The following is a 16,237-nucleotide window of genomic DNA, read 5'->3' as shown; positions in this document are numbered from 1 at the left end:
AAATAGGTGGCAAAAGAGCGCTCAGCGGCACGGCAAATCAGGCGTCCAGCGGCTGATAGCGGCGAATGGTGCTGCCGGCAAACCAGGGCTCGGCCCTGGCGACAAATTCGGTAAAGTGGGGTTGGCTCTGATGGGCGCGAAGGGCGGCCTCGCTCTCCCACACCTCGTAGAGCATCCAGCTGTGGGGATTGTCCAGATCCTGATGCAGCTGGTAGCGCAGGCAGCCAGCCTCCTGCAAGGTGGCGGCGATCAGCGGATCGAGGGCGGCGCGAAACTGGGGGGCGAATTCGGGTTTGGCTTCAAGCTGGGCAATCACAATCACGGGTGATGACATCGGAACCTCCTTGCAAAAACGAAGGGTCAGTATGCCCACCGAGACGTGCCCGAAACAGGGCCGCTGTCGCAAAACAGTATTGAGAATAGAGCAGCAATAGAAAACTATATAAATATGAAAGAGTTATATTGCAAGTAATAAAACCCTTATAAAGAATTTGTAGTTTTTTCTAAATTACGTCCAATGTTAACTGCTAGCACGAGTATTTCGAGTGTCTCTTTATAGCCATCAATAGTTGGAGCTTTACTGAAGGTGCCTCCATATTTTATGTCCTGAACGACTGCATCGATCAAGTGGTAAAAATGAATTATTTGCTGCGCAACTTGCTTATCAACAGCACCTAAGTGCCTACAGTTCTCTTGATAGACGAGAGAATAATGAAGAGGTATTTCTGATGCAATTATGTATGTTTCATTTGGATTGTTTTTTAAGTGGGATATGGCATCCTCAATATTATCTATAATTCTTCTGACTTCGATTAATCTCATCAAAGCTGATATTTCAGCAAGAAGGCATTTTGTTATCTGCTGTGAGAATACCTTTTCTCTTTTACTTTCAATGAAAATGGTAGGTACTAATGAAGATAATGCACCTATTACTGCCCCTCCAATGGCTGCAATCACAGGAATCCATTCGTTAGGCTCTTTAATTGTCATTGCCTTTAGTGCTTCTGTAAGTAGTGCAGTTTCTTCTATGTTCATATAGTTACCTTAATAAAATCATTGTGAGCATTAAAAATTATAATATTCTCACATAAAAGCTATTGTCATAGCTAGTAAATTACTTTTATAAGGGGGCTGTGTCTAGCTAGGATATTAATTGGGACAGAGAGATTATATCTCTTGCCCCATATAATCAGGCATTAGCCGGCTCGGACCAGACCGCAAACTCATTGCCGCTGGGTTCGACGAAGTGGAAGCGGCGGCCACCGGGAAAATCGAACAGGGGGCGAACTATGGTGCCCCCGGCGCCGGCTACCTTGCTCTGGGTCGCTTCAATATCGGCGCTGTAGAACACCAGCAGGGCGCCGCCTTGCGCACTCTGGCTGCAGAGATCGGCGCGATAGAAACCGCCATCCAGCCCTTCTCCCTCGAAGGCGCAATAATCGGGGCCATAATCGGCAAATTGCCAGCCGAAAGCGGCCTGAAAGAAGGCCTTGGTGGCGGCAAGATCCCTGGCCGCAAACTCCACATAGTTCAGTTTTTCATGGGCCCTGGTCATGAGGCTCTCCTTGTCGGTGATTATTTCGGTTGCCAGCGTTTTTGCGTGCGGATCGTGGAGTGGGGCAACGCGTCCCAAGGGGTCAGCTTGAGCTGCTTGCGCCGAAACCAGAGCCAGGTCGCCATCAGCAGACCGACCCCTATGCCAAACAGCAGGCTTTGGCGCAGGGCGAATGCGGGGCTTACCTCATGTTGCCAGCCGAAGAACCACATCAACCCCCCCCAGATAGCGCCAGTGGGGATCCCCAGAGCAAGGACATTGACCAGAAAGCGTTCGTAGTGGGGCGGCCTGATGGTGAACCCAGCCTTTCGCAGCAGCCAGGTGATCGGCGGGTTGTAGTTGAGCGTCTGCACGCCCTTCTCTGCCAGCTCCCGATGGGCGGCGGCCAGCCTGTTGTCGAATATCATAGATCGTCCTTGTGATGGTGTGGCGCCATACGATGCCGTTTTGGCCGCATTGTACTGGCAAAGGGCGAACCTGGTATGCGCTGGTCATCACGTTATTTATCCGTGGAAATACAGAATGCTGCGCCATACGGCCTTGCCAACTCAAGGACAATACGCCTATAAAGGCCCATTACTCTTGTCTGGATTGCAGCAATGAAGACCCATTCTGATGAACTGACCCTGTTTGTGGCGGTGGTGGAGGCGAGCAGTTTTCGCCAGGCGGCGGAGAACCTCGGCATGGACAATTCGGTGGTGAGCCGCGGCATCAAGCGGCTGGAAGAGAAGCTCTCGACCGTGCTGCTCAACCGCACCACGAGGCGGGTCAGTCTGACCGAGGAGGGGAGCTGGTTCTATCAGCGGGCGGTGAAGATCCTGACCGAGATGAGCGAGGCGGAGGGGCTGCTGCTGATGCGCCGCGAGCAGCCGGAGGGGGTATTGCGGGTCGATGCCGCCACCCCCTTCATCCTGCACCGGCTGGTGCCCATCATCGGCGAGTTTCGCCGCCGCTATCCCGCCATCGAGCTGCAACTGCACAGCTCCGAGGGCTTTATCAACCTGATGGAGCGGCGGGTGGACATGGCCATTCGCATCGGCGAGCTGACCGACTCGTCTCTGCGGGCGCTGCCGCTGGGCCGCTCGCGGCTGCGGCTGCTGGCGTCTCCCGACTATTTGCGCGAGCATGGCACCCCGCGCCAGCCGGCGGATCTGCTGAGTGGCCACGAGCTGCTCGGTTTTTTGCACCCCGATCACCTCAACCACTGGCCGCTGCTGAGCCAGGAGCAGGGGGACCGCTTTCCCATCACCCCGACCCTGCGCGCCAGCAGCGGTGAAACCTTGCGCCAGCTGGCGCTGCGGGGGGAGGGGATCGTCTGTCTGTCGGATTTCATGACCGGGCAGGATCGGATGAGTGGCGCTCTGGTGGAGGTGCTGGCCCGCAGCAACAGCGGTGCCTCGCGCCCCATCAATGCGGTGTTCTACTCCGATGCCCAGCGCGACATCCGGCTGCGGGTCTGGCTCGATTTCCTCAAAGAGCAGCTCGGCAGCGAGATGCTCTAACGCCCGTGCTCTGACCGGGCTACTTGGCAGAAGGGGCCCGCCGCGCTTGGGGTGCCTGCCGAGGCCGGATAGGGGGCGTTATCATCGGGGCGGCGCTAAAAAAAGAGAGGCCGACATTGCTGTCGGCCTCTCACGTTTTTCAGCTCAAGGCTGGGTCGGTTGCCCGATCACTCCTCTTCTGCCCAGCGGCGTGAACGTTCCACCGCTTTCTTCCAGCCGTTGTAACGCTTGGCGCGATCGTCGCGGTCCATCTGCGGGATGAACTCGCGGTCCACGCTGAACTTGTCTTCCAGCTCTTCCGAGCTCTTCCAGAAGCCGACGGCAAGGCCAGCCAGGAAGGCGGCGCCCATGGCGGTGGTCTCGATCCGGGTCGGACGCACTACCGGGGTGTGCATCATGTCGGCCTGGAACTGCATCAGGAAGTCGTTGGCTACCGCGCCACCGTCCACCTTGAGGGCGGCCAGCTTGATGCCGGAGTCCTGCTGCATCGCATCCAGCACATCGCGGCTCTGATAGGCGATGGATTCCAGCGCGGCACGGATGATGTGGTTGCGGTTGGCGCCGCGGGTCAGGCCGACCATGGTGCCACGAGCATACGGATCCCAGTAGGGGGCGCCCAGGCCGACGAAGGCCGGAACCAGGTAGACGCCGTTGGTGTCGCCAACCTTGGAGGCAAAGTAGTCGGTATCGCGGGCATCATGAATGATCTTCAGCTCGTCACGCAGCCACTGGATGGTAGCACCGCCCATAAATACCGCGCCCTCGAGGGCATAATTCACTTCCCCTTTCGGGCCGATGGCGACGGTGGTCAGTAGGCCGTTGCTGGAGCGAACCGGCTCGGTGCCGGTGTTCATCAGCATGAAGCAGCCGGTGCCATAGGTGTTCTTGGCCATCCCTTTCTCGAAGCAGAGCTGGCCGAACAGGGCAGACTGCTGGTCACCGGCGATACCGGCGATGGGGATGCGGGAGCCGCCGCCACGGGTGGTGTAGCCATAGACCTCGGAAGAGGGTTTCACTTGTGGCAGCATGGACATGGGGATGCCCAGCTCGTCCAGCATCTTCTGATCCCACTTCAGGTCGCGGATGTTGTAGAGCATGGTACGGGAGGCGTTGGTCGGGTCGGTGACGTGCACTTCGCCGTTGGTCATCTTCCACACCAGCCAGGTATCGATGGTGCCGAACAGCAGCTCGCCGTTCATCGCCTTCTCGCGGGCCCCTTCGACGTTGTCGAGGATCCACTTCACCTTGGTACCGGAGAAGTAGGCGTCCAGCACCAGACCGGTGTTTTCACGCACGTACTCTTCCAGGCCGCGCGCTTTCAGTTCTTCACAGATGGCCGCGGTGCGGCGGCACTGCCAGACGATGGCGTTGTAGATGGGTTTGCCGGTGGCCTTTTCCCATACCACTGTGGTTTCACGCTGGTTGGTGATGCCGATGGCGGCGATCTCTTCGCTGCGAAGGCCGCTCTTGGCCAGCACTTCGGTGAAGACGGAGGACTGGGTCGCCCAGATCTCCATCGGGTCGTGCTCCACCCAGCCCGCTTTCGGGTAGTGCTGGGTGAATTCGCGCTGGGAGGTTGCGACTATATTCGCATCCTGATCAAACACGATGGCACGGGAAGAGGTAGTTCCCTGGTCCAGAGCGACGACATATTTCTTTTCAGCAGACATGATGTTCTCCACGTTTTTATTTTCCACGTTTTTACACGTTGGGGAGGGCCGCTCTTAAGCGGCGGCCTCTTCTTTGGCGGTTTGGGCAGCTTGCTCGGTGGCGGCAACACGGTTGCCCGGCACACAAGGAGCCAACACTTTTACATAAAGGGCAGTACCGATCTGGGCACCGACGATGGGGCCGAGGATGGGAACCCAGAAGTAGGGGTTGTCACGACCACCGGTCATGGCCACATCACCCCAGCCAGCCAGGAAGGCGAACAGTTTGGGGCCGAAATCACGGGCCGGGTTCATGGCGAAACCGGTTAACGGGCCAAGGGAGGCGCCGATCACCGCGATCAGGATACCGATCAGCAGGGCGGCGGCGAAGCCTTTGGGGGCACCGTTGTTGTTGTCACCCAGTGCCATGATGCCCAGCATCAGCACGGCGGTGATCACCATCTCGACCGCGAAGGCCTGCATGTTGGAGAGCAGGGCATTGGGGTAGGTAGAGAAGATGCCGGCGCTGCCGAGGCTCTCGACGCTGCCGCGTACCACGTTGTGGGTCACTTCCCACTGGGTGAAAAGGTTACCATAGAGGAAGTAGACCAGCGCCGCGAAGCAGAAGGCGCCGGCAACCTGGGCGATGATGTAGGGCACCACTTTGCGCTTGTCGAACCCGCAGAAGGTCATCAGCGCCAGGGTCACGGCCGGGTTGAGGTGGGCACCGGAGATACCGCCGGTGACATAGATGGCGATGGCGACGCCCAGACCCCAGGTAATGGAAATTTCCCATTGCCCGAAGTTGGCTCCCGCCAGCACCAGTGCGGCCACGCAGCCGACGCCGAAAAATATCAGCAGGCCGGTTCCGATAAACTCGGCAATGCATTCGCCAAGCAGGGTATTGGGTCTTTGTATGCTCATACCGTTATTCCTTATATCCACCCAGAGTAGGTTTGATATTCCGTTTTGTTGTTTTTCATTCCCATTATTGCGTCCGAAAACGTTTCTTCTTGTTTTTTGAGCTGACGCAAACGTTATGCTCGTTTGCGCTCGTTCTCGGACGAGAGAGAAAATAAACCTAAATCGCCCATTCACCACTCCCTCCCCGCAGGAAATGTGGACAAGATCCCACTCATTGCTAAGAAAATGTGACGGAAAGCAAGTTGATACAGTGGTTATACCACTTAGTGGGTAGCCAAAAGCCTTGCTACACAAGGGATTGCGGCTGATGAGTGATTGCTCATTTGGCACTTTCTTTTGTAATAAAACTGCAATATTTCAGCCTCCATCACAGATTAAATGTTCACATATGAGCACAATAGGCTCGCTTTCGAATCAGGACTCATCTGATTGGTCAGCATGGACAGGGCACCCTCAACCGCCCACAACAACAATAAGGAAGCAGAACATGCTTAGTCTCTTCAGGCCTGCACCACACATAGACAGGCTCCCGGCCGACAAGGTCGACCCCTTCTACAAACGCATGCGTTGGCAGGTGTTTTTCGGGATCTTCTTCGGTTATGCCGGTTACTACCTGGTACGGAAAAACTTCAGTCTGGCGATGCCCTATCTGATCGAACAGGGCTTCTCCCGCGGTGATCTGGGTCTGGCGCTGTCCGGCGTCTCCATCGCCTACGGTCTCTCCAAGTTCCTGATGGGGAACGTGTCGGACCGCTCCAACGCCCGCTACTTCCTCTCCGCCGGTCTGCTGCTGTCGGCCGGCATCATGTTCATGATGGGGACCATGCACTGGGCCACCTCCAGCATCGCCATCATGTTCGTGCTGTTGTTCCTGAACGGCTGGGCACAGGGCATGGGCTGGCCGCCCTGCGGTCGCACCATGGTGCACTGGTGGTCACAGAAAGAGCGCGGCGAAGTGGTCGCGGTCTGGAACGTGGCCCACAACGTGGGTGGCGGCATGATAGGTCCGCTGTTCATTCTGGGGATGGGCTGGTTCAACGACTGGCGCAGTGCCTTCTATGTGCCGGCTGCTGCCGCCGCCGCCATCGCGGTGATCGCCTTCTTCGTGATGCGTGACACCCCGCAATCCGTGGGTCTGCCTCCCATCGAGGAGCACAAGAACGACTATCCGAAGGACTATAACGAAAGCCACGAGCAGGAGTTTTCCGCCAAGGAGATCTTCGTCAAGTACGTGCTGCACAACAAGCTGCTGTGGTACATCGCCATTGCCAACGCCTTCGTTTACCTCATCCGTTACGGTGTGCTGGACTGGGCGCCGACCTACCTGAAAGAGGCCAAGGACTTCAGCGTCGACAACTCCTCCTGGGCGTACTTCCTGTACGAGTGGGCGGGTATTCCGGGCACCCTACTGTGCGGCTGGATCTCTGACAAGATGTTCCAGGGCCGCCGTGCACCGGCCGGCATCCTGTTCATGGTGCTGGTGACCGTGGCCGTGCTGGTCTACTGGTTCAACCCGGCCGGCAACCCGACCGTCGACATGATGGCGCTGGTGGCCATCGGCTTCCTCATCTACGGCCCCGTCATGCTGATCGGCCTCTATGCCCTGGAGCTGGCGCCGAAGAAGGCCGCCGGTACTGCGGCAGGCTTCACCGGTCTGTTCGGTTATCTGGGTGGCGCGGTCGCGGCCAACGCCATGCTGGGCTACACCGTTGACCACTTCGGCTGGGATGGCGGCTTCATGGTGCTGACCGCTTCCTGCGTGCTCTCCATCATCCTGCTGGCGATGACCCTCAAGCACGAGAACCAGTCGATTGCCGCCAAAGCGGCTGCCCATAAGGCATAAAACGTGATCCTGCCCTTATCGATTGGAAAAGGGATCAGGTAAACTCCCCAAGGCCCCGCATCTGCCGGGGCCTTTTTTCGTCTCATCATCGGAGTTCAAGCGTGAAGCAAACCCAACGACATCTGGAGATCCTGGACGTCCTGACGCGGCAGGGCTTTGTCTCGACCGAGGATCTGGTGACCCACTTTGACGTCAGCCCCCAGACCATTCGCCGGGATCTCAACGATCTCGCCGAGCAGAACAAGATCCGGCGCCACCATGGCGGGGCCTCCCTGCATTCGAGTACCGTCAACACCGCCTACAGCGCTCGCAAGGTGATGCAGCTCAAGGAGAAAGAGCGCATTGCCCGTGAAGTGGCCGCCAATATTCCCGACGGCTCGTCGCTCTTTATCGACATCGGCACCACCACCGAAGCCATCGCCCGCGCCCTGCTCGATCACCGCGAGCTGCGCATCGTCACCAACAACCTCAACGTGGCCAGCATTCTCACCGCCAAGGATGACTTCACCGTCATCATCGCCGGCGGCGAAATTCGCAACCGGGACGGCGGCATCGTGGGGGAGGCGACCCGCGACTTCATCGGCCAGTTTCGCATGGACTACGGCGTCATCGGCATCTCGGGCATCGACAGCGACGGCTCATTGCTCGACTTCGACTACCACGAGGTGAAGATTGCCCAGGCCATCATCGCCCACTCCCGCCAGGTGTTCCTGGCCGCCGACCACACCAAGTTCGGCCGCAACGCCATGGTCAACCTCGGCAACCTCAGCCAGATCCACGCCCTGTTCACCGATCAGGAGCCGCCGGAGAAGCTGATGCGGCTGATGTCCCAGCACCAGATCGAGTGCCACATCTGCTGAGTCGCCGTTAACCTATTCCAGCACCAGGCCGCCATCGGGCGGCCGCTTCGTTTTCAGCCTCCCCGCACTTCTGCTCACCCTCATTCCACCGCCAATGCCGTGCTGATGTCCCCAAAGCGCGATCTCGCTCACAGCCTTGCCCCCGTTTTCCCCAGGTTGCGCCGCTTTATCACCGACCGGCAGCATTTTTAGCATTGCCAAAACAATCGCGATCACATTTTCTCCATAAAATGTTCGTTTATCATTTTTTCATGCTCTAATATGAGCGAAATCAAACATTGCGACGGTTTCGCAAGGTCAAAATAAGAAAGTAGGTGAACATGAGCGAACATTATGATCTGGTCGTCGTCGGCGGCGGCATCAACGGGGTAGGCATTGCGGCTGATGCAGCGGGGCGGGGTCTGAAGGTTGCCCTGTTCGAGGCGCGCGATCTCGCCTCTGCCACCTCTTCCAACTCCAGCAAGCTGATCCACGGCGGCCTGCGCTACCTCGAACACTACGAATTCCGGCTGGTGAAAGAGGCGCTGGCGGAGCGGGAGGTGCTGCTCGGCATGGCCCCCCACATCGCCCGTCCCATGCGTTTCCGACTGCCCCATCGCCCGCACCTGCGCCCGGCCTGGATGATCCGCGCCGGCCTGTTCCTCTATGACAACCTGGCCAAGCGCGACAAGCTCAAGGGCAGCTGCGGCGTGCGCTTCCTGCCGCAGGATGGCCTCACCGCCGGCATCAGCAAGGGGTTCGAGTATTCGGACGCCTGGGTCGACGACGCCCGGCTGGTGGTGCTCAACGCCATGATGGCGCGCGACAAGGGCGCCGACGTGCAGACCCGCACCCGCTGCGTCAAGGCGGTGCGCGGCTCCAAACACTGGACCCTGACCCTGGAGCGGGAAGGGGGCGAGCAGTTCAACGTCACCTGCCGCGGTCTGGTCAATGCGGCCGGCCCCTGGGTCAAGACCTTCTATGACGAGAGCCTGCACGAGAAATCCCCGCGTGGCATTCGCCTCATCAAGGGCAGCCACATGATAGTGCCGCGCATCCATGAGCGCGAAGAGGCCTACATCCTGCAAAACGAGGACAACCGCATCGTCTTCGTCATCCCTTATCAGCAGGACTACTCGCTGATCGGCACCACGGACGTGGAGCACAAGGGCAGCCCGCGTGAAGCCAAGATCAGCGACGCCGAGATCAACTACCTGTGCAAGGTGGTCAACGCCCACTTCACCCGTCAGATCGCCCCCAAAGATGTGATCTGGACCTATGCCGGGGTGCGCCCGCTGTGCGATGACGAGTCCGACTCGCCGCAGGCGGTGACCCGCGACTACACCCTCGAACTGTCCGGCGAATCCGACGGTGCGCCGCTGTTGTCGGTGTTTGGTGGCAAGCTCACCACCTATCGCAAGCTGGCCCAGGCCGCCTGCAACAAGCTCAAGCCCTGGTTCAGCCAGATGGGGGATGACTGGACCGCCAACAGCCGGCTGCCCGGTGGCGAGTTCGACTGCTCGGTCCGCGAGCTGGCGCGCGCCTTTGCGCTGGAATTTGACTGGCTCGATGATCGCAGTGCCCTGCGCATTGCCGAGGCCTATGGCGCCCATGCCCGTCTCTGGCTGCATCAGGAGCGTGGCCAGCATTTTGGTGCCGGACTGTACGAATCTGAGGTGCGCTACCTTATCGAGCGGGAGTGGGCCTGCAGCCTGGAAGACATTCTGTGGCGCCGCAGCAAGCTGGGGCTGCGTCTGTCCGAAGCCGAGCAGCAGCAACTGGCTGCCTGGCTCAGCGAACACCACCACGCCCTGCCCGAAGCCTGCTGATCATCCCCGGTGGGCGGCCCTGGCCGCCCGCCGTGAAAATACAATAAACCTCTGTTATAACAATAACCTACATCCCATAAACAATAACAAAGAGCACCGCGCATGAAAAAACACACTCTCTCCCTGCTTGCCCTTGGTCTGGGGGCCGCCTTGGCATTGCCCGCACTGGCGGTCGATGAAGGCAAGATAGTGATCGCTCACCGGGGGGCCTCCGGCTACCTGCCCGAGCACACCCTGGAGTCCAAGGCATTGGCCTATGGCATGGGGGCCGACTATCTGGAGCAGGATCTGGTGATGACCAAGGATGACCAGCTGGTGGTGATGCACGATCACTTCCTCGATGGCATCACCGATGTGGCCGAGCGCTTCCCCGGCCGGGCCCGCCCGGATGGTCGCTACTACGTGGTGGATTTCACCCTGGACGAGGTGCGCTCCCTGCGCATGACCGAGCCGTTCCAGCTGGTGGACGGCAAGCAGGTGCCGGTCTATCCGGCCCGCTTCCCGCTGTGGAAGTCGAGCTTCAAGATCCATACCTTCCAGGAAGAGATCGAGATGATCCAGGGGCTCAACAAGAGCACCGGCAAGAACATCGGTATCTACCCGGAGATAAAAGCCCCCTGGCTGTTCCGCCACGAGGGCAAGGACATCTCCAAGGCGGTACTCAAGGTACTGAAGGAGTACGGCTACACCAGCAAGAACGACAAGGTTTATCTGCAGTGTTTCGATACCAACGAGCTCAAGCGCATCAACAGCGAACTGATGCCCGCCATGGGCATGGACTTGAAACTGGTGCAGCTGATGGCCGAGACCGACTGGAACGAGACCATGGTCTATGACGCCAAGGGCAAGGCGACCCCCTACAGCTATGACTGGATGTTCAAGCCGGGCGCCATGAAGGAGATCGCCGGCTATGCCGAGGGGATCGGCCCCTGGAAGCCGATGATAGTGCCGGAGCCGGGTACCCTGGGCAAACCGACCTTCACCGGCATGGTGAAAGAGGCCCATGCGGCCGGCCTCAAAGTGCATCCTTATACCTTCCGTCAGGATGAGGGCCAGATCCCGGCCTATGCGAAAGACTTCACCGATCTGCTCAACATCTTCCTCTATCAGGCCGATGTGGACGGGGTATTCAGCGACTTCCCCGACAAGGCGGTCGAGGTGATCAAGGCTCACGGCAAATAATAAAAGAAGAGCAACATGGGAATGCAAGCGGGGCCAGGTGCCCCGCTTTTTTATGTCGGTGGGCAAGGAAAGACAAAAGGAGTGTAATTATATGTTTACGATTTTGATGCGTGGAGCATGCGCTAATCGCTACTTTCAGGCCGAAAGACTCTCTTTTGTGGTCATTTATCCATCTGTTAGCGAATAAATCCACTGGTTTCACTTGATTGTTTGTTTTTAATTGGTAAGGTGAGGGCGGTTGCGTAACAAAGTGCTGACTTGTGTAAACATAAATGAACGGTCGGCGCAGTTGGCTTGAAACAGTAGAGAGAATGAGAAGATGCAAAGAGATCCCCTGAACAACATCCATATCCAGTCCGAACAAGTGATGATCACGCCTGCCCAGCTCAAGGAGAAACTGCCCATCTCCGATCGCGCGCTGGCATTCGTGCAAGGGGCCCGCAATACCATCGCCGATATCATCCACCGTCGCGATCACCGCTTGCTGGTGATCTGTGGTCCCTGCTCCATCCACGACATGGACGCCGCCAAAGAGTACGCAACCAGACTCAAAGCGCTGCATGACGCCTATCAGGACTCTCTCTACATTGTCATGCGGGTCTACTTTGAGAAGCCACGCACCACGGTCGGCTGGAAGGGCTTTATCAACGATCCGAACTTGGATGGCACCTTCGACGTGGAGCTGGGGCTGCACCGCGCCCGCGAGCTGCTCTGCTGGCTGGCCGAGCTGGAACTGCCGTTGGCGACCGAAGCGCTCGACCCCATCAGCCCGCAATACCTGGCGGAGCTCTTCTCCTGGTCGGCGATCGGTGCCCGCACCACCGAATCCCAGACCCACAGGGAGATGGCCTCCGGTCTCTCCATGCCGGTGGGCTTCAAGAACGGCACCGACGGCAACCTGGGCACCGCCATCAATGCGCTGCAGGCCGCCTCCAGCCCCCACGCCTTCATGGGGATCAACCAGCAGGGCCAGGTCGCGTTGCTGCAGACCCAGGGCAACCCGGATGGTCACGTGATCCTGCGCGGCGGCAAGCACCCGAACTACGACTCGGTCAATGTGTCGCTGGCAGAAGAGGCGTTGGAGAAGGCGGGTCTGTTGCCAGGTCTGGTGGTGGATTGCAGCCATGGCAACTCCAGCAAGGATCACCGCCTGCAGCCCAAGGTGGCGGACAACGTGATCCACCAGATCCAGGAAGGCAACCGCTCCATCATCGGGGTGATGCTCGAATCCAACCTGTTCGAAGGCAACCAGTCCAGCGAGCAGCCCAAGTGCGAGATGCGCTACGGCGTCTCCATCACCGATGCCTGCATCGACTGGGAGACCACGGATGCGCTGCTGGCCCGCTGCCACAGCCAGCTGGCGGCACCACTTTTGGCCAGAACCAAGGCATAAGCCGTGGTATCTTGTCAGCACTGATTGAACAATCGAGGTGTCACCGGCCGAGGCGGTGGCACCTCGTTGCCTCTTGAATCACAGGGCGTCGCTGCGGGCGGCGCCGCAGGGACCGGATATGGCTGAAGAGTTGAATGCCCTCAGGGACAAAATCGATGCGGTGGACAAGCAGCTGATTGATCTGCTGGCTGCCCGTCTCGCCCTGGTAGGGGAAGTGGGGGAAGTGAAGAGCCGGCACGGCCTGCCCATCTATGCACCGGATCGGGAGGCGAGCATGCTGGCTCGCCGCCGCGCCGAGGCCGAGGCACTGGGGGTGCCGGGAGATCTCATCGAAGACGTGCTGCGCCGGGTGATGCGCGAATCCTATATTCTGGAGTCCGCCAGCGACAAGGAGCACCACTTCAAGTGCATGAAGCCTGAGCTCGGCAAGGTGGTGATCATCGGTGGCGAGGGGCAACTTGGCCGCCTGTTTGGCAACCTCTTCAGCCTCTCGGGCTACCGGGTCGAAACCCTGGGGCAGGCCGACTGGCCGCGCGCCGACGAGATCCTGCACGGTGCCGGACTGGTGATGGTGGCGGTGCCCATCGACGTTACCTGCGAGGTGATCGACCGGCTCGGTAACCTGCCTGAGAACTGCCTGCTGGTGGATGTTACCAGCGTCAAGAGTGAACCGCTTGCCCATATGCTGGCGGTACACCAGGGGCCGGTGCTGGGGCTGCACCCCATGTTCGGGCCGGATGTGGCGAGCCTCGCCAAGCAGGTGATCGTCTGCTGTCAGGGGCGCGATGGTGCCGCCAGCCAGTGGCTGCTGGAGCAGATGACCATCTGGGGGGCGCGTTTGCAGCAGGTGGAGGCCAAGGCCCACGACGAGGCGATGACCTTTATCCAGGCGCTGCGCCACTTCGCTACCTTCGCCTACGGCTGGCACCTCTCTCGCGAGCAGGCCAACATCGATCGCCTGCTGGCGTTGAGCTCCCCCATCTACCGGCTGGAGCTGGCCATGGTGGGACGGTTGTTCGCCCAGGATCCCCACCTCTACGCCGACATCATACTGTCGTCGCCGCAGAATCTGGCGATGATCCGCCGCTACTACCAGAACTTCGGCGAGGCGCTGGGCCTGCTGGAGCGGGGGGACCGGGAGGGCTTCATCGAGGCCTTCAGCCAGGTCTCCGGCTTCTTCGGCGAGCGGGCGGACGAGTTCCTGCGCGAGAGTCGCACCCTGCTGGCACAGGCCAACGATCGTCGCCATCACGGCTGACGATAACTAAAAGCAAAAGGGGCCTGTCGGCCCCTTTTGCTTTTGCACTCCCGCTTGCGCGCAGCGCTGCTTTTATTCTGGCTGCGGCAAGCGCAGATCGGCGCCATCCCAGCCCAGCGGCAGGGTCAGCAACTGATCGATCAGCTCCCGCCGATCGGATTTTTCCAGATAGGCGAGGTAGAGCGGACGGCTCAAGGCCTGGGCGCCTTCCACCAGGTGCAGGCGCCCCTGCTCGAGGAAGGGGCTCACCATGCGCCGCGGCAGATAGGCGGCGCCACCGTTGGCCAGCACGAACTGCAGCGCCATGTTGGCGGAGCTCGAATGCAGCACCGGGGTCTTTTGCAGGCTCTGCAGCCGGCTGGGTTGTGGCTCAAAGCTGGTGCCCCAATCCAGATGAATGTGCGGCATCTGCATCAGGCTGTCGGCGTTGGCGGCGGCATCCCGGCTCACCAGCTCGAACACCAGCTCGCCGATGGGGTGCAGGGCAATCTCGTCGATCTTGGTCGGCTCTGAGAGCAGGGCGAGATCGAGGGAGCGCTCCAGCAACTGGCGGCACAGGTGCTCGCGGGAGGCGGTTTCGAGCCGCACCGCAAGGCCGGGGGCCAGGGCATAGACATGGTTGAGCCAGTCGTTGAAGTCGAGCTCCCAAAATACCGCGGGGGCACCGATGGCGAGCTGCTGGCTGAAACCGGGGGAGAGGGCCACATCCTGCTTGGCGCGGCCCAGAGTATGCAAGATGGCGTCTGCGTAGGGCAGCAGACGCTCACCGGAGGCGGTCAGGCGGATGTTGTTGCGATGGCGGGCAAACAGACTGACCCCGAGTTGCTGTTCGAGCTGGCGGATCCGAAAGCTCACCGCCGACTGGGTCAGGTAGAGATTTTCAGCTGCCCGGCCGAAGTGCCGGGTCTTGCTGACCTCGATAAACGTCCGAAGCAGTTCGGTATCCATTAATCGATGGACTCGTCGCTGCCACCACCGCTGCCACCTTCAAAGCCGCCACCACCGGTCTCCTCGTTGGCACCGCCGGCGACGGTGCACAGCCGGTGCACGCGCTTGGGACCGATCACCTTCAGATACTTGAACCACACCTTGGCGTGGGGGTTGCTGCCGGCGGCGCCGGATTTGACCTGTTCGATAAAGGCGCTTTCTACGTCATCGCGCGGGGCCAGGTTGCCCTGATAGAGCGCGAGCATGGCGGTGCCGTATTTTTCCAGACTGTCCGCTTCGGCCACAGTGAATTCGCCACTGCGACGCAGGCCACGGGGAAAATGTTTGAAGTCGTTGAAACGCTTGTCTGATTCGAAGCTCATAGTGCTCTTTTTCTGGTTAGTTTGACCTTTGCGGGCAAGTATCATCAGGCCGTCGCAGAGTGCAAAATCAATTTTTTCACTATATGGATAAATATCTTTAATCGAAAGCGGTTTAGCCATGATCCAGTGGGTCTGAGCCGGGGGGAAGGGCAAAAAAGTGAGAAAAAAAGCGGAGTTATGTCAGGTTCTGTAAAGGTTTGAGGCTCTGGTCAGACGACATTTGGCTAAAAATAAAGCGCCATTCGGCGCTCTATTTTGTTGTATTCATGAACCAAAGCGGGAGGTTTGGTCTCGATGGAGACTCACTCTATCATGGCTGGCTGAGCCAGGGTGTCGGCACGCCACAGACGGTAGCGCACTTCATACTCCTGCGGTACGTAGAGCACGAACGGCAGCTTGGAGTTGTAGTTCACGAAGAAGCCCTGACCGTAGATCTGGACGAAGGTCTCTTTCTTCTGGCCATCCGGGCAGGCCATCAGGGTGCTGATGGGATCGGACACCTTGCCGAGCATCAGGTAGTTGTAGCCCCAGCCTTTGACGCTGTGCTGTTCCAGGTTGCCGGCAAAGCGCGGCACATTGCAATCGACCATCATTTTCTTGCCGACCTGCAGCTCGACCATCATGTCGGCTTCGTTCTCGACTTCCGGCAGGCGGATCACCACACGTTCCTGGTTCACTTCGGCGGCCGGGAACATGCTGATATCAAATTTTTTCGGTTCGGCGGCGAAGGCATGGCCGCCCAGCAACAAGGCGCCCAGCAGGCTAAAACGCAATACGGTTTTCATCTGTACCTCATGGGGTTGGTTCAACGCCGCTAGACTAACCGCTCTGCCCGTTTCATGCCAGCGATCTGCTACGTAAAAACTGCGTAAAATGACGCAGATCCGGCACACAATGACGTGTTCTGGCTATTTTCTGACAGGACGGAAGAGAGGCTAAGCGACAGGCCGGGT

17 protein-coding genes are annotated in these 16,237 nt (G+C 59.1%); 7 read left to right on the top strand and 10 right to left on the bottom strand.

Features of this window, described 5'->3' with window-relative positions:
- Positions 1-37: 37 nt before the first annotated feature.
- The 4 genes from ACB032_RS07620 to ACB032_RS07605 form a co-directional block, all read right to left on the bottom strand.
- The gene (locus ACB032_RS07620; RefSeq protein ID WP_371137666.1) at positions 38-334 is read right to left on the bottom strand and encodes a putative quinol monooxygenase; all 297 of its coding nucleotides are present in this window, start codon (positions 332-334) and stop codon (positions 38-40) included.
- A gap of 146 nt (positions 335-480) precedes the next feature.
- The gene (locus ACB032_RS07615; protein WP_371137665.1) at positions 481-1,035 is read right to left on the bottom strand and encodes a hypothetical protein; all 555 of its coding nucleotides are present in this window, start codon (positions 1,033-1,035) and stop codon (positions 481-483) included.
- Positions 1,036-1,189: 154 nt separating this feature from the next.
- Positions 1,190-1,555: a VOC family protein gene (locus ACB032_RS07610; protein WP_073349683.1), complete on the bottom strand. Its 366-nt coding sequence runs from the start codon at positions 1,553-1,555 to the stop codon at positions 1,190-1,192.
- A gap of 20 nt (positions 1,556-1,575) precedes the next feature.
- A complete protein-coding gene (locus tag ACB032_RS07605; RefSeq protein WP_371137664.1) occupies positions 1,576-1,962 on the bottom strand; it encodes a DUF6404 family protein in 387 nt (128 codons plus the stop codon).
- 192 nt (positions 1,963-2,154) lie between these two features.
- On the opposite strand from ACB032_RS07605, the gene ACB032_RS07600 reads away from it, so the two are divergent.
- A complete protein-coding gene (locus ACB032_RS07600) occupies positions 2,155-3,057 on the top strand; it encodes a LysR substrate-binding domain-containing protein (RefSeq protein WP_371137663.1) in 903 nt (300 codons plus the stop codon).
- A 167-nt stretch (positions 3,058-3,224) separates the two neighbouring features.
- On the opposite strand, the gene glpK is transcribed toward ACB032_RS07600, so the two are convergent.
- Entirely contained in the window at positions 3,225-4,727 is a 1,503-nt protein-coding gene (glpK, locus tag ACB032_RS07595) for a glycerol kinase GlpK (RefSeq protein ID WP_101148811.1), read from the bottom strand.
- 54 nt (positions 4,728-4,781) lie between these two features.
- Positions 4,782-5,630, bottom strand: a complete 849-nt coding sequence (locus ACB032_RS07590; protein ID WP_029301314.1) for an MIP/aquaporin family protein — start codon at positions 5,628-5,630, stop codon at positions 4,782-4,784.
- 487 nt (positions 5,631-6,117) lie between these two features.
- Between ACB032_RS07590 and glpT the strand changes: the two genes are divergently transcribed.
- Both glpT and ACB032_RS07580 read left to right on the top strand, forming a co-directional pair.
- Positions 6,118-7,473 carry a glycerol-3-phosphate transporter gene (gene glpT / locus ACB032_RS07585; protein WP_011705541.1) on the top strand — a complete coding sequence of 452 codons (1,356 nt, stop codon included), beginning with the start codon at positions 6,118-6,120 and terminating at the stop codon, positions 7,471-7,473.
- Between the two features lie 101 nt (positions 7,474-7,574).
- Positions 7,575-8,333 carry a DeoR/GlpR family transcriptional regulator gene (locus ACB032_RS07580; protein ID WP_011705542.1) on the top strand — a complete coding sequence of 253 codons (759 nt, stop codon included), beginning with the start codon at positions 7,575-7,577 and terminating at the stop codon, positions 8,331-8,333.
- A 12-nt stretch (positions 8,334-8,345) separates the two neighbouring features.
- Here the strand turns inward: ACB032_RS07580 and ACB032_RS07575 are convergent, their stop codons facing one another.
- Complete coding sequence (locus ACB032_RS07575) at positions 8,346-8,549, bottom strand: hypothetical protein (RefSeq protein ID WP_259231168.1); 204 nt, start codon at positions 8,547-8,549, stop codon at positions 8,346-8,348.
- A gap of 104 nt (positions 8,550-8,653) precedes the next feature.
- On the opposite strand from ACB032_RS07575, the gene glpD reads away from it, so the two are divergent.
- From glpD to tyrA, 4 genes are all read left to right on the top strand, one after another.
- Positions 8,654-10,141: a glycerol-3-phosphate dehydrogenase gene (gene glpD, locus ACB032_RS07570; RefSeq protein ID WP_011705543.1), complete on the top strand. Its 1,488-nt coding sequence runs from the start codon at positions 8,654-8,656 to the stop codon at positions 10,139-10,141.
- A gap of 102 nt (positions 10,142-10,243) precedes the next feature.
- Complete coding sequence (gene glpQ, locus ACB032_RS07565; RefSeq protein WP_044799739.1) at positions 10,244-11,323, top strand: glycerophosphodiester phosphodiesterase; 1,080 nt, start codon at positions 10,244-10,246, stop codon at positions 11,321-11,323.
- A gap of 319 nt (positions 11,324-11,642) precedes the next feature.
- Positions 11,643-12,716 carry a 3-deoxy-7-phosphoheptulonate synthase gene (locus ACB032_RS07560; RefSeq protein ID WP_011705545.1) on the top strand — a complete coding sequence of 358 codons (1,074 nt, stop codon included), beginning with the start codon at positions 11,643-11,645 and terminating at the stop codon, positions 12,714-12,716.
- Positions 12,717-12,834: 118 nt separating this feature from the next.
- On the top strand, positions 12,835-13,974 hold the full coding sequence (gene tyrA, locus ACB032_RS07555; RefSeq protein WP_077097440.1) for a bifunctional chorismate mutase/prephenate dehydrogenase: 1,140 nt from the start codon (positions 12,835-12,837) through the stop codon (positions 13,972-13,974).
- A 72-nt stretch (positions 13,975-14,046) separates the two neighbouring features.
- On the opposite strand, the gene hdfR is transcribed toward tyrA, so the two are convergent.
- The 3 genes from hdfR to eco form a co-directional block, all read right to left on the bottom strand.
- A complete protein-coding gene (gene hdfR / locus ACB032_RS07550) occupies positions 14,047-14,922 on the bottom strand; it encodes an HTH-type transcriptional regulator HdfR (protein ID WP_016350308.1) in 876 nt (291 codons plus the stop codon).
- Entirely contained in the window at positions 14,922-15,284 is a 363-nt protein-coding gene (maoP, locus tag ACB032_RS07545) for a DUF413 domain-containing protein (protein ID WP_016350309.1), read from the bottom strand. Before maoP ends, hdfR begins: the two co-directional genes overlap by 1 nt.
- Positions 15,285-15,586: 302 nt before the next feature.
- Complete coding sequence (gene eco, locus ACB032_RS07540) at positions 15,587-16,069, bottom strand: serine protease inhibitor ecotin (protein ID WP_005299572.1); 483 nt, start codon at positions 16,067-16,069, stop codon at positions 15,587-15,589.
- Positions 16,070-16,237: the final 168 nt, after the last annotated feature.

The organism is Aeromonas sp. S5(2024), assembly GCF_041403025.1.
Classification (GTDB): domain Bacteria; phylum Pseudomonadota; class Gammaproteobacteria; order Enterobacterales; family Aeromonadaceae; genus Aeromonas; species Aeromonas hydrophila.
This window is presented reverse-complemented; position numbering and strand designations above follow the sequence as displayed.

What these genes read in the sequence shown, in the direction of transcription:
- ACB032_RS07620 (WP_371137666.1), bottom strand. Translation starts at nt 334, where the DNA reads ATGTCATCACCCGTGATTGTGATTGCCCAGCTTGAAGCCAAACCCGAA.
- ACB032_RS07615 (WP_371137665.1), bottom strand. Translation starts at nt 1,035, where the DNA reads ATGAACATAGAAGAAACTGCACTACTTACAGAAGCACTAAAGGCAATG.
- glpD (WP_011705543.1), top strand. Translation starts at nt 8,654, where the DNA reads ATGAGCGAACATTATGATCTGGTCGTCGTCGGCGGCGGCATCAACGGG.
- ACB032_RS07590 (WP_029301314.1), bottom strand. Translation starts at nt 5,630, where the DNA reads ATGAGCATACAAAGACCCAATACCCTGCTTGGCGAATGCATTGCCGAG.
- hdfR (WP_016350308.1), bottom strand. Translation starts at nt 14,922, where the DNA reads ATGGATACCGAACTGCTTCGGACGTTTATCGAGGTCAGCAAGACCCGG.
- ACB032_RS07605 (WP_371137664.1), bottom strand. Translation starts at nt 1,962, where the DNA reads ATGATATTCGACAACAGGCTGGCCGCCGCCCATCGGGAGCTGGCAGAG.
- glpQ (WP_044799739.1), top strand. Translation starts at nt 10,244, where the DNA reads ATGAAAAAACACACTCTCTCCCTGCTTGCCCTTGGTCTGGGGGCCGCC.
- eco (WP_005299572.1), bottom strand. Translation starts at nt 16,069, where the DNA reads ATGAAAACCGTATTGCGTTTTAGCCTGCTGGGCGCCTTGTTGCTGGGC.
- ACB032_RS07610 (WP_073349683.1), bottom strand. Translation starts at nt 1,555, where the DNA reads ATGACCAGGGCCCATGAAAAACTGAACTATGTGGAGTTTGCGGCCAGG.
- ACB032_RS07600 (WP_371137663.1), top strand. Translation starts at nt 2,155, where the DNA reads ATGAAGACCCATTCTGATGAACTGACCCTGTTTGTGGCGGTGGTGGAG.
- ACB032_RS07560 (WP_011705545.1), top strand. Translation starts at nt 11,643, where the DNA reads ATGCAAAGAGATCCCCTGAACAACATCCATATCCAGTCCGAACAAGTG.
- tyrA (WP_077097440.1), top strand. Translation starts at nt 12,835, where the DNA reads ATGGCTGAAGAGTTGAATGCCCTCAGGGACAAAATCGATGCGGTGGAC.
- maoP (WP_016350309.1), bottom strand. Translation starts at nt 15,284, where the DNA reads ATGAGCTTCGAATCAGACAAGCGTTTCAACGACTTCAAACATTTTCCC.
- glpK (WP_101148811.1), bottom strand. Translation starts at nt 4,727, where the DNA reads ATGTCTGCTGAAAAGAAATATGTCGTCGCTCTGGACCAGGGAACTACC.
- glpT (WP_011705541.1), top strand. Translation starts at nt 6,118, where the DNA reads ATGCTTAGTCTCTTCAGGCCTGCACCACACATAGACAGGCTCCCGGCC.